Raw genomic sequence first — 12589 nt, forward strand, 5'->3', positions numbered from 1 at the left:
TACATTGCCATTGTATAAGATGATTGGCACGCTGTCTACAATAAAGTGTCAGAAAACTGAAATCGCTTTATTCTTTTTCGAAAATAATAATGTTCATATACCAAAATAAAAAAATAAGCTGTATATTCACAGCTTATTTTTAAATCATACCTTTAATTGGCGCAAATGATTTCCGATGTTCCTCTAACACTCCATGTGATTCAATCGCTTCTAAATGCTGTTTCGTCCCATATCCCATATGTTGTTCAAATCCATATGCAGGATACTTTTTACCTAACTCTTTCATCATACGATCTCTTGTCACTTTCGCAATAATAGATGCAGCTGAAATAGATATACTTTTCGCATCACCTTTAATGATTGATGTTTGCGGAATTGATGTAGGCAACTTCATCGCATCGATTAATAAATATTCTGGTGTACATGATAAATTGGCAACTGCATCTAACATCGCTTGCTTCGTTGCTTGATAAATATTGATTTCATCAATAATTTGTGGTGATACAATTCCAACTCCAATTGCAATTGCATGCTCTTTAATTTCATCATAAAAACGCTCTCGTTTCGCTTCACTCAACTTTTTCGAGTCATTTAACCCTGGAACATAAAACTCTTCTGGAAGGACAACAGCAGCCGTCACAACAGGTCCAGCTAACGGTCCTCGTCCCACTTCATCAATGCCAGCAATGTACATGATTCCTTTTTCACGCAAAGCATGTTCATACTTAGACATTTCTAGAAATTTTTCTTTTTCCTTGTGTGCTAACTCTTTTTGTTTATACCACTTCAAAATTAATTTTTGAACACCTTTTCTCTCGTCTTTCACTAACATTTGAAAACGCTCATCTTCTTCATTTATAATTTCTTGTAGCAAACATTCGGCTTCTTGTATAGTCATTTTTTGCATCTATCTACACTCCTTTTTAAACGTATCCAAAAAGAAAAGACGCACATACGCACGTCTTATACTTCTTCTACTTTTTCCACATCTTCTACCTGCTCTGCATACTCTTCTGGTGTTTCAAACGTCATTTTTCCAAGTTTACCACCACGAAGCTCACGAAGTACAAGTTCAGATGTTTTATCATAGTCAATCATGCCGCCGCCCATTAGGCAACCTCTGTTTTTTCCGATTGCATCAAATAACTCCACAATATCTTCTGGAATGTCATTTAAATTATATCGCTCTTTTAATCGTTCTGGATAATGTTTCTCCATAAAACGTAATGCATAAACAGCTACATCTTGTAGATTTAAAATAGAGTCTTTAATTGCACCAGTCGTAGCTAGACGTAAACCAACTAATTGATCTTCAAATTTAGGCCACAAAATACCCGGTGTATCAAGTAACTCCATTTCTTTTCCAACTTTAATCCACTGCTGAGCCGTAGTTACTCCAGGACGATCTCCTGTTTTTGCGATATTCTTCTTCGCTAATTTATTAATCAAAGTAGATTTACCAACATTTGGAATACCTACAATTAAAGCACGAATCGCTCTCGGTCTAATACCTTTAGCAACCATTTTATCAAATTTTTCTTTAACAAGTATTTTACAAGCTGCTGCAATTTCTTTCATACCTTGTCCAGCTTGCGCGTTAATTGAAATTGCCTTATGGCCCTTTTCTTTAAAATACGCGATCCATTGTTTCGTTAAACGATCGTCTGCCATATCTGCCTTATTTAAAACAACCAGTCTCGGTTTATGTGTAATAATTTCATCAATCATCGGATTTCGAGAAGATAAAGGTAATCGAGCATCTACAAGCTCAATTACAACATCGATTAACTTTAATTTTTCTGTTACTTGGCGTCTAGCCTTTGCCATATGTCCTGGGAACCATTGAATTGCCATGTTGCCACCTTCTTTTTCTGTTATTTCACAATACGTGCGTCTTTTAACGGCCAATATAACATATTTGCATTACCAATTACTTGGTCCACTGAAATGGTACCAATTGTCCGGCTATCTTTACTAAAACGGCGATTATCACCTAAAACAAATAATTGACCTTCTGGGACAGTTTTCTTTCCAGTCATTTCTTCAAGAGTAAAATCATATGTAAGCGGTCCGTCAGAAATTTGTTTTTTCTGTTTGTCTAAATACGGCTCCTCATAAGCTTTTCCATTAACGTATAGCGTATCATTACGATATTCGATTTCATCGCCTGGTAAGCCGATAATACGCTTAATATAATCTTTTTCTTCCGTCGCTCGAAATACAATAATATCAAAGCGCTTCGGATCACCTATGTGATAACCTATTTTATTAACAATCATTCGATCACGGTCATGTAAAGTTGGTGACATCGATACACCATCTACGAGAATTGGCGCAAAGAAAAACTGTCTAATAACGCCCGCTAATACAATAGCAATCAAAATTGCTTTGATCCATTCCCAAAGTGAACTCTTTTCTTTCTTCATGCATTTCCCCTCCACAATTATGTAAGCTGCTCGTATTATATCAAAATTTTATATAGATTGGAAAAAGGGAGCTTGTGCATTTACAAGCTCCCATACATGTCTTATCGAATTTCTTTAATACGTGCTTTTTTACCGCGAAGGTTACGTAAGTAGTATAACTTAGCACGACGTACTTTACCACGGCGAAGTACTTCGATGTTCGCGATTCTTGGCGTGTGAACTGGGAATGTACGCTCAACACCTACGCCGTAAGAAATCTTACGAACTGTGAATGTTTCACTGATTCCGCCACCACGACGTTTGATTACAACACCTTCGAAAAGCTGAATTCTTTCACGAGTTCCCTCAACTACTTTTACGTGTACACGTAAAGTGTCTCCAGGACGGAATGAAGGAAGGTCAGTTTTTAATTGGCCTTTTGTAATTTCTGCGATTAATTGTTGCATATTAAATTCTCTCCTTTAAACAGATGCTCTTATAAAGTCTTAATAAATTACAGCGGAACATCGTTAATACGGCTACTGATTTCAGTAGCACAAATGTTATAATAGCATATTGCTAGGACTGTTGCAATAGAAAATATATCAAGCCCTTATTGGTCTTTTTTAATTTGCTCCAGCCATTTCTCTTCCTGCTTAGATAATTCTCGCTCTTCTAGTAAATCTGGTCTACGCGTATACGTGCGACGCAAGGATTCTTTATGGCGCCATTCATCAATGTTTTTATGATTTCCTGACATTAATACATCCGGTACCTTCATACCACGAAAATCAGCAGGACGTGTATAATGTGGATGTTCTAACAAGCCTGTGCTAAAAGAGTCTTCCACTTGTGACGTTTGATTCCCTAGCACTCCTGGCAGGAGACGTACAACACTATCAGTAATCACCATTGAGGCTAATTCTCCACCGGTCAATACGTAATCACCAATAGAAATCTCATCTGTTACAAGATGTTCACGAATTCGTTCATCGTACCCTTCATAATGGCCACATACAAAAATAACATGCTCTTCTTCAGCAAGCTCTTCTGCCTTCCTCTGCGTAAAACACTCTCCTTGTGGACACATTAAGACGATTCTCGGTTTACGGTCTGTTTCCTTCGTTAACTCTTCCACCGCATCAAAGATAGGCTGAGGAGTTAATACCATCCCAGCTCCCCCACCATACGGATAATCATCTACACTATTATGCTTACTAGTTGTATAATCACGGAAATTGACAACACGAAGCTCTACCGCTTCTTTTTCTTGTGCTTTCTTTAAAATTGAAGACCCAAACACACCCGTAAACATATCTGGAAACAATGTTAAAATGTCAATTTTCATTATAGCAACCCTTCCATTACATGAATGGTTACTAATTTATTCTCAATGTTAACTTGTAGTACAACGTCATCGATATAAGGAATTAAAAGATCTTGACCTTTTGGACGCTTAATCACCCATACATCATTCGCACCAGGAGATAGGATCTCTTTGATCGTTCCTAACGCTTCTCCTTCTTCCGTTACAACACTGCAACCAATAATTTCATGATAATAGTATTCACCTTCAGCTAGTTCGCCTAACTGCTCTTCTGGTACTTTTATTAAAGAACCTTTCAACTTCTCTACTTCATCTACATTGTTGTAGCCTTCCAATGTTAATAAATCAAATGTCTTATGTTGACGATGAGAATTTACCTTCACTGGAAGATAGTCTGTACCTTTCTCATTACATATGTATAACGTGTTTCCTACTTTATATCGCTCTTCCGGAAAATCAGTACGAGAAATTACACGAATTTCTCCTCTTACGCCATGAGTATTTACAATTTTCCCTACGTTAAACCATTTTGTCATAAATAGTATGTCACCCCTGGTTTCTATATAAATTAAGCATCTCCATTTCATATATGGAACATGCAACTTCTCTTTAAATGTTAAAAAAGGGAGAGGAATTAACTCCTCGCCCTTTTTACGTTTATTGAATTTCCAGTGTTACTTTTTCATCATTATGATGTCCCACTGAATACAAGAGCATTCGAATTGCTTTCGCAACCTTCCCTTGCTTTCCAATGACTTTTCCAACATCCTCAGGATGTACAGTTAATCGATACTTTATCTCTCCGTTGCAAAGTTCCTGTGTAACTTTTACATCTTCAGGATGATCGACAAGAGGCTTGACAATCGTCTCGACTAACTTCTTCATAGTCATTGCCTCAATTACTTACCTTGTTTAGATAAGTGGAATTTCTCCATGATACCTTGGTTAGAGAATAGGTTACGAACTGTATCAGATGGTTTAGCACCGTTTCCTAACCATTTTAATGCTGCTTCTTCGTTGATCTTAACTTCAGCTGGTTGAGCAACCGGATTGTAAGTACCGATTTCCTCAATGAAACGTCCGTCACGAGGAGAACAAGAATCTGCAACAACTACACGATAGAAAGGAGTTTTTTTAGCTCCCATACGTTTTAAACGAATTTTAACTGCCATTTATAAAGCACCTCCGAATTTATTTCACACAGATAATTATATTAGCAAAAAGACTATTGCTTTGTAAAGTATTTTTTCTTAACAGAGCCATCTTTTTTCCTTACATGAATGGAAACTTCAATCCACCTAGTCCTTTTTTCTTACCTTTTTGCATTCCAGTCATCGTCTTCATCATTTTTTTCATATCATCAAATTGCTTGATTAGACGATTAATTTCTTGTACGGTTGTACCGCTACCTTTGGCAATGCGTTTTTTACGACTAGCATTGATTATTTCCGGTTGTTCTCGCTCTAATTTAGTCATAGAACGAATAATTGCCTCAATATGCCCAATTTGTTTTTCATCAACTTGTGCATTTTTCAGCCCTTTAATTTTATTTGCACCAGGAAGCATTCCTAACAATTCGTCAAGCGGTCCAAGTTGACGCACTTGTCCAAGTTGTTCTAGGAAATCGTCAAGCGTAAACGAAAGCGTACGCATTTTTTGCTCAAGTTCTTTTGCTTTCTCTTCATCAACTGTAGCTTGCGCTTTTTCAATTAATGTTAAGACGTCGCCCATCCCTAAAATACGGGATGCCATACGTTCTGGATGGAACGCTTCAATCGCATCTAGTTTTTCGCCCATACCAGCAAATTTAATTGGTGTGTTTGTTACAGCCTTAATAGATAATGCCGCACCACCGCGCGTATCACCATCTAATTTCGTTAATACAACACCTGTTAAACCTAACTGCTCATGGAAACTTTGTGCTACATTTACCGCGTCTTGTCCTGTCATCGCATCGACAACAAGGAAAATTTCATCCGGTTTCGCAACTTCTTTAACTTTCGCTAATTCATCCATTAGTTCTTCATCAATATGCAGGCGACCCGCTGTATCAATTAAAACATAATCGTGATGATCTTCTTTTGCTTTTGCAATCGCTTGTTTCGCAATTTCAACTGGACTTACTTTATCTCCTAAAGAGAAAACAGGCATGTCCAATTGCTTCCCTAATGTTTCAAGCTGTTTAATCGCTGCTGGACGGTAAATATCTGCTGCAACAAGCATCGGTTTACGATTATACTTTTTACGAAGTAAATTCGCAAGCTTACCTGTTGTCGTTGTTTTACCCGCACCTTGCAGACCAACCATCATAATAACAGTCGGTGGCTTATTAGCAACAGCAATTTTGCTTTGCTCTCCGCCCATAAGTTCTGTAAGTTCTTCCTGTACGATTTTAATTACTTGTTGTCCAGGTGTCAAACTTTTCATTACATCTTGTCCGACAGCACGCTCAGACACACGCTTTATAAAATCTTTTACTACTTTAAAGTTAACATCTGCTTCTAAAAGAGCTAGACGAACTTCTCTCATCATTTCTTTCACATCGGCTTCAGAAACTTTTCCTTTGCCGCGGATTTTTTGCATTGTCTGTTGAAGTCGGTCGGCTAATCCTTCAAATGCCATATTGCCGCCCTCCTAATCTAATTTTTCGATAGCTTCAACAACTTGTTTCATTTCTTCATTCACATGCTCTTCTTCGCTGATTAGCTGTTTTAGCTTTGCAACAAGTCGCTGTCGCTCTTGAAACTTTTGAAGTAATACTAATTTATCTTCATATTCTTCAAGCATCGCTTCAGTCCGTTTAATGTTATCATACACGGCTTGGCGGCTTACATCAAATTCTTCCGCAATTTCACCAAGAGATAAATCATCTAGATAATAAAGCGACATATAACTTCTTTGTTTTTGCGTTAACAACGATTGATAAAAATCAAATAAATAGTTCATTCTCGTTGTTTTTTCGAGCATGTTGGATCATCCTTTGTTAAGTGATTTCCCTTTACATGAATTAGTTTACATGGAGTATAAAAGAGTGTCAAGTTTTTTTCTTAACATCACATATTTTTTATAGAAAAAGAAGCGGAAATACCGCTTCTTTCACTTACACTTCTTCAGTTTCTACCAAGTTCGCGAATAAGCCATACACATATTGTTCTGGATCAAATTGCTGCAAGTCATCCATTTGCTCTCCTAGTCCAACAAATTTCACCGGTACATCCATTTCGTTACGAATTGCTAATACGATACCACCTTTAGCAGTTCCGTCTAACTTCGTTAAAACAATACCAGTCACATTTGTTGCCTCGCGGAATGTTTTCGCTTGACTTAAACCATTTTGTCCTGTTGTTGCATCAATAACAAGTAATACTTCATGAGGAGCTCCTGGTACTTCACGCTCAATTACACGCTTCACTTTCTCTAACTCTTTCATTAAGTTGACTTTGTTTTGCAGGCGTCCTGCTGTATCACATAGCAACACATCCACTTTACGAGCCTTCGCTGCCTGTACAGCATCGTACATAACAGCCGCTGGGTCAGACCCTGATCCTTGTTTAATTACTTCTACACCAACACGATCGCCCCATACTTCTAATTGTTCAATCGCCCCAGCACGGAATGTATCTCCTGCCGCCAATAGGACAGACTTACCTTCCGATTTAAATTTATGTGCAAGCTTACCAATTGTCGTCGTTTTTCCTACACCATTAACACCAACAAATAAAACAACTGTTAATTGATCCTCTTGTATATTAACTTCATTACTAAAGTCGCTATCACCTTTGTAAATTCCCACTAACTTCTCAGAAATCACAGCCTGTACTTCTTTTGGATCTTGAATGTTACGACGTTGCACTTCTTCTTTCAACTGATCAATTAATTCCATCACTGTCGAAACTCCAACATCTGCACTAATTAATATTTCTTCTAATTCCTCAAAGAAGTCTTCGTCTATTTTACGGTAACGATACACTAAATCATTTACTTTATCAGCAAATGAATTCCTTGTTTTTTCCAATCCTTGTTTAAACTTCTCTGTTACTGTATCCGTTTGTTTTGAAATCTTTTCTTTTAATTTTTTAAAAAAGCTCATACTTCCCATCCTTCCTATTTACTTGCTACAAGTTCTTCACCATCACCTAAACGAACAGAAACAAGCTTAGATACCCCTGATTCTTGCATTGTTACACCGTACAATACATCAGACTCTTCCATTGTACCTTTTCGGTGTGTAATTACAATAAACTGCGTTTCATCACTAAATTTCTTTAAATACTGCGCAAAACGAGCAACATTAGCCTCATCAAGAGCCGCTTCTACTTCATCTAGCACACAGAATGGGACTGGGCGTACTTTTAAAATACCAAATAAGAGCGCAATTGCCGTCAAAGCACGCTCTCCACCTGAAAGTAAACCTAAGTTTTGTAGTTTCTTCCCTGGCGGTTGCGCCACAATATCAATACCAGTATTTAATAAATCTTCTGGATTTGTCATTACTAAATCCGCTCTTCCGCCTCCGAATAATTCAGAGAATACAGATTGAAACTCCGTTCGAATTCCTTCGAATGTAGTAGAAAAGCGTTTTTTCATCTCTTCATCCATTTCCGTAATAAGTTGATGTAACGTCGATTTCGCTTCTTCCAGGTCATCTCTTTGCTCTAGTAAGAATGTATGACGTTCTGCTACACGTTCGTATTCATCAATTGCCCCTAAGTTTACTGCGCCTAACTCTTCAATGGATAGTTTAATTAATTTCACCTTTTTACGCGCATCTTCTGCAGGCATCGTCATTGTATACTTCAGTTTTGCTGCTTCAAATGAAATAGTATAAGTTTCACGTAAATGTTGCAATCTATTTTCCAACTCTACATCAAGTCGGTTAATTTTCACTTCTTGATCTTTCAACATCTCAAGAATATATTTATGTTTACCTATTGTTTCTTTCACACCGCGTTCTAAATGCTCCACTCTCTCTTGCAATGATACGCGTTGTTCACGACGCGAACGAATTAAATCCGAAGTTTGATTACGATCATACGCTTTCTTCTCTATCATATTCGTAATTTGGTCTTCGCCACTTGAATTAGACGTCATCTCTTGTTTTAAGAACGCTAAATCTTCTTTCGTTTTTACAAGTGTCGTATCAGTCTCTTCTTTTTCCTTCGTTAATCGTTCAACTTTTTCTTTTTGATTAGATAAACGTTGTTGTTGTTCAGCTGCTTGTACTTTTAGCTCAGTCATTTCCTTTTGAACTTTTTCTTTTGAAGAATGTTGCTCACTTTTTTGTTTCGTTAATGCGACGATTTTGCCATCTAATTCCGAAATCTCCGCTTGAAGAGTTGCTAAAATCTTTTCTAACTCTCCTTTACGCCCTTGCATTTTCACTTGATCTTGTAAAAATCCTTCTATCTCTAAATCGTATATAGATAAACGATCATTAATTCGATGTTCTTCTAATTCTAATCGATTAATTTCTTCTCTTAATTTCTGTTCATCTAAACGCTCAGTTTCTACGCCTTGGCGTAGTTCACGTATTTGTACTTCTTTTTCTTGAATCTCTTGCTTTACTGCTTTAACAAAGTTTTCTAGCTTCGTTGTTTTTTCTTCCATATCAGCTAGCTTTTTAGTCCATTCTTCAAGTTCACGCTGGCGCCCTAATAAAGAAGATTTCGCCTGTTTTACAGCTCCACCAGTCATAGAACCACCAGGATTCACTACGTCACCTTCAAGCGTTACAATACGATAGCGATATTGTAATTGTTTCGCTAATTCATTTGCACCGCGTAAATCTTTCGCAACAATAACAGTACCTAATAGGCTTGAAACTACATTCTCATATTTATTGTTGTACTGCACAAGTTCTGCCGCCACACCAACAAACGCTGGATGTTGATTCACAATACGTAATTGTTCAAATGATAACGATCTACTTTTAATAACAGCTTGAGGTAAAAACGTTGCACGACCATGTTTATTTTGCTTTAAAAATGCAATTGCATTACGAGCATGTTCTTCTGTTTGTACTACGATATGTTGCATCGCTGCCCCAAGGGCGATTTCCATTGCAATTTCATATTCTTTCGGCACAGTCAGAAGTTCTGCAACAGCTCCCTCGATACCTTGCAATCTATTTTCTCTAGCCTTTAATACTTCACGTACCCCTTGATAGAAACCAGAATAGTCCTCTTGCATTTCTTCTAGCATTTCTTTTCGAGAACGCGCCTGTTGCACAAATTGATACGCTTGATACAGTTTCGTTTCATTTTCACTATACTGAGACTTACATTTCCCAAGTGCCGTTTCTGTCTTCTGTATGTTAGAAATAATGCCAGCTACTTTCTCCTTCACTTGCTCATAACTTTCTACAAGTTTCGCTTTTTTCGCTGTAATTTCCATACGCATCTGTACATATTTTTCATTTTCTTCATCAAGGCGTTCATTTTTAGAATTTTGCTGTTTAGATTGTTCTTCAATCATAGATAATTCATTACGAAGACTTGCTTGTTGATTTAAAAGTTCAATATAATCACCTTTTAAATTCTCAATCTGTTCCTCTAGATTCACGGCAAAAGTTGCAAGTAGTTGCTCATTATCATGCAATTTCTTCTCCAACTCTTTTACTTGATTCACAAATTGCATTAACGCTTCGGTACTTGTTTCAATTTCGCCATCATAACTTTTAGCTTTCTCTACCAATTCAACAATTAGCTTTTCAAGCTGCGCACAATGCGTCGTCGCATTTTGCTTTCTTTCCTTTAACAACTCACGCTGCCCTTCTAGCTTTTCTAGCTCTTTACTAGAAAGAAGAAGAACTTCTTGTAAAGAGTTTACAGATTCATCAACCGCTTGTAATTGTCCGCGTAATTCCTCAAGCTCTTCTTCACTTTTTTGTAAATTCGTCGACATTTTAACTTCTTCATCTTTATTATGCCCAAATTGATTTCGAAGCGCTTCCCACTTTTCATGTAATTCTTCAATTTCATGTACAATAAGCGCCGCTTCTACTTTTTCTAATTCTTCTTTTTTCTCAAGAAAATCTTTCGCTATAGAAGCTTGTCTTTCTAGCGGCTCTACTTGACTACTCAATTCATGTATAATATCTTGCACACGATTTAAGTTTTCTTGTGTTTCTGCTAATTTCCCTTCGGCTTTCTTTTTACGAAGTTTGTATTTCAGCACACCCGCAGCTTCCTCAAATACCCCTCGACGTTCTTCCGATTTACTACTTAAAATCTCTTCGACTTTCCCCTGGCTAATAATTGAAAAAGCTTCTCTTCCCATACCAGAGTCCATAAATAAATCAATAATATCTTTCAGTCTACAAGATTGTTTATTAATATAAAAATCACTATCACCCGAACGAGATACACGACGTGTTACACACACCTCGTTATATTCAATCGGTAATCGTTGGTCTTCATTATTTAAAGTTAATGTTACTTCAGCAATATTAACCGCTCTTCTCGTATCACTACCTGCAAAAATAATATCCTCCATTTTTGCACCACGTAATGACTTTGCAGATTGTTCACCAAGTACCCAGCGAATCGCATCAGTAATATTACTTTTCCCGCTCCCGTTAGGTCCTACTACAGAAGTTACACCTGGAACAAAATCGACAGATACACGCTCAGCAAAAGATTTAAATCCTGCTATTTCTAATCTTTTTAAAAACACGAAAGGCCTTCCTCCTATTCTCCGTTGTTGTAAACATTGTCTGTACGAAAACAAGCTACTATACGGATTTCCCACTCCTTTTATTTATAAACAAAAGGAAAGTTTCATTCTATGCATAAGGAATCCCCCTCATTCAAAGGGGGATTCCTCATAATTGTTCTTTTAATTTTTTCAATGCTTCTGCAGCAGCTTGTTGCTCTGCCTCTTTTTTTGACTTACCACTCCCAAGACCTAATGCCTCATTATTTAAAGTTACACGTGACACAAATTCTCGGTTATGGGCCGGTCCTTTTTCTTGCAAAATTTGATACTCAATGTTCCCACTACCATCACGCTGAATCAATTCTTGCAATTGACTCTTATAATCCATCACATGAGAAAAAGCACCTTCATTAATTTTCGGATATACAACTTCTTTTAAGAATCCCCAAACTGTTTCAAGCCCTTGATCAAGATAAAGGGCACCAATAAACGCTTCAAAGACATCCGCTAATAAAGCTGGTCGTTCACGTCCACCCGTCATTTCCTCACCTTTCCCTAATAAAACAAGGCTACCAAATGACAATTCGTTTGCAAAACGAACAAGAGATGGTTCACATACAATAGCTGCACGTAGTTTTGTTAACTCTCCTTCGCTCATTGTCGGATATTTTTGAAACAGATACTGTGATACAGTGAGTTCCAATACAGCATCACCAAGAAATTCAAGACGCTCATTGTCCTCATGCGGTTTTTTTCGATGCTCATTCACATACGATGAATGCGTAAATGCTTGAATCAATAATTTTTCATCTGAAAACGTAATACCTATCTCTTCTTGAAATACTTTAAACGCTTCACGATATTTTATTTCGTATTTTTTTTCTCTATGTTTTCGGTACGGCATAGGTCCCTCCAGATATAAGCCGAGAAGCCCCGCTAAAAAACGGGACTTCACTTAAGCATTATAGATGACTCTCTATGTAAGTCACAGCATCGCCAACAGTAGCAATCTTTTCAGCATCTTCATCAGAAATTTCCATTTCGAATTCGTCTTCCAATTGCATTACAAGTTCTACTACATCTAGGGAGTCTGCGCCTAAATCTTCTTTAAAGCTAGCAGCCGGTACTACTTCAGTTTCTTCTACACCTAAACGATCAACGATGATTTTTGTTACACGCTCTAAAACATCTGCCATTCCAT

At 37.3% G+C, this 12589-nt stretch carries 14 protein-coding genes; all 14 read right to left on the bottom strand.

Annotated elements, in window-relative coordinates; all coding sequences use genetic code 11:
* Window positions 1-139 precede the first annotated feature (139 nt).
* The 14 genes from LUS72_RS18990 to acpP all read right to left on the bottom strand — a co-directional run bounded on the left by LUS72_RS18990 (window position 140) and on the right by acpP (window position 12584).
* Window positions 140-907, bottom strand: a complete 768-nt coding sequence (locus LUS72_RS18990; RefSeq protein WP_097830960.1) for a ribonuclease HII — start codon at window positions 905-907, stop codon at window positions 140-142.
* A 56-nt stretch (window positions 908-963) separates the two neighbouring features.
* Window positions 964-1854, bottom strand: coding sequence for a ribosome biogenesis GTPase YlqF (ylqF, locus tag LUS72_RS18995; protein ID WP_097830959.1), 891 nt, complete (start codon window positions 1852-1854; stop codon window positions 964-966).
* A 20-nt stretch (window positions 1855-1874) separates the two neighbouring features.
* Complete coding sequence (gene lepB, locus LUS72_RS19000; protein WP_097830958.1) at window positions 1875-2426, bottom strand: signal peptidase I; 552 nt, start codon at window positions 2424-2426, stop codon at window positions 1875-1877.
* 101 nt (window positions 2427-2527) lie between these two features.
* On the bottom strand, window positions 2528-2872 hold the full coding sequence (rplS, locus tag LUS72_RS19005) for a 50S ribosomal protein L19 (protein ID WP_001186517.1): 345 nt from the start codon (window positions 2870-2872) through the stop codon (window positions 2528-2530).
* 146 nt (window positions 2873-3018) lie between these two features.
* Window positions 3019-3753, bottom strand: a complete 735-nt coding sequence (gene trmD / locus LUS72_RS19010; protein ID WP_264447936.1) for a tRNA (guanosine(37)-N1)-methyltransferase TrmD — start codon at window positions 3751-3753, stop codon at window positions 3019-3021.
* Window positions 3753-4268 (bottom strand): ribosome maturation factor RimM, encoded by a 516-nt coding sequence (rimM, locus tag LUS72_RS19015; RefSeq protein ID WP_097830957.1) that lies wholly within the window; start codon window positions 4266-4268, stop codon window positions 3753-3755. Before rimM ends, trmD begins: the two co-directional genes overlap by 1 nt.
* 121 nt (window positions 4269-4389) lie before the next feature.
* Window positions 4390-4617: a KH domain-containing protein gene (locus tag LUS72_RS19020; RefSeq protein WP_000737392.1), complete on the bottom strand. Its 228-nt coding sequence runs from the start codon at window positions 4615-4617 to the stop codon at window positions 4390-4392.
* A gap of 14 nt (window positions 4618-4631) precedes the next feature.
* Complete coding sequence (rpsP, locus tag LUS72_RS19025; protein WP_264447939.1) at window positions 4632-4904, bottom strand: 30S ribosomal protein S16; 273 nt, start codon at window positions 4902-4904, stop codon at window positions 4632-4634.
* 100 nt (window positions 4905-5004) lie between these two features.
* On the bottom strand, window positions 5005-6354 hold the full coding sequence (gene ffh, locus LUS72_RS19030) for a signal recognition particle protein (RefSeq protein ID WP_097830956.1): 1350 nt from the start codon (window positions 6352-6354) through the stop codon (window positions 5005-5007).
* Between the two features lie 12 nt (window positions 6355-6366).
* Entirely contained in the window at window positions 6367-6699 is a 333-nt protein-coding gene (locus LUS72_RS19035; RefSeq protein WP_000891061.1) for a putative DNA-binding protein, read from the bottom strand.
* Window positions 6700-6832: 133 nt separating this feature from the next.
* The gene (gene ftsY / locus LUS72_RS19040; RefSeq protein ID WP_000007653.1) at window positions 6833-7822 is read right to left on the bottom strand and encodes a signal recognition particle-docking protein FtsY; all 990 of its coding nucleotides are present in this window, start codon (window positions 7820-7822) and stop codon (window positions 6833-6835) included.
* A gap of 14 nt (window positions 7823-7836) precedes the next feature.
* Complete coding sequence (gene smc, locus LUS72_RS19045; protein WP_097830955.1) at window positions 7837-11406, bottom strand: chromosome segregation protein SMC; 3570 nt, start codon at window positions 11404-11406, stop codon at window positions 7837-7839.
* Window positions 11407-11554: 148 nt separating this feature from the next.
* Window positions 11555-12292 carry a ribonuclease III gene (rncS, locus tag LUS72_RS19050; protein ID WP_097830954.1) on the bottom strand — a complete coding sequence of 246 codons (738 nt, stop codon included), beginning with the start codon at window positions 12290-12292 and terminating at the stop codon, window positions 11555-11557.
* A gap of 58 nt (window positions 12293-12350) precedes the next feature.
* Window positions 12351-12584 carry an acyl carrier protein gene (gene acpP, locus LUS72_RS19055; RefSeq protein ID WP_000786062.1) on the bottom strand — a complete coding sequence of 78 codons (234 nt, stop codon included), beginning with the start codon at window positions 12582-12584 and terminating at the stop codon, window positions 12351-12353.
* Window positions 12585-12589 lie beyond the last annotated feature (5 nt).

The sequence above is a fragment of the Bacillus cereus genome (assembly GCF_025917685.1).
GTDB classification, from domain to species: domain Bacteria; phylum Bacillota; class Bacilli; order Bacillales; family Bacillaceae_G; genus Bacillus_A; species Bacillus_A cereus_AT.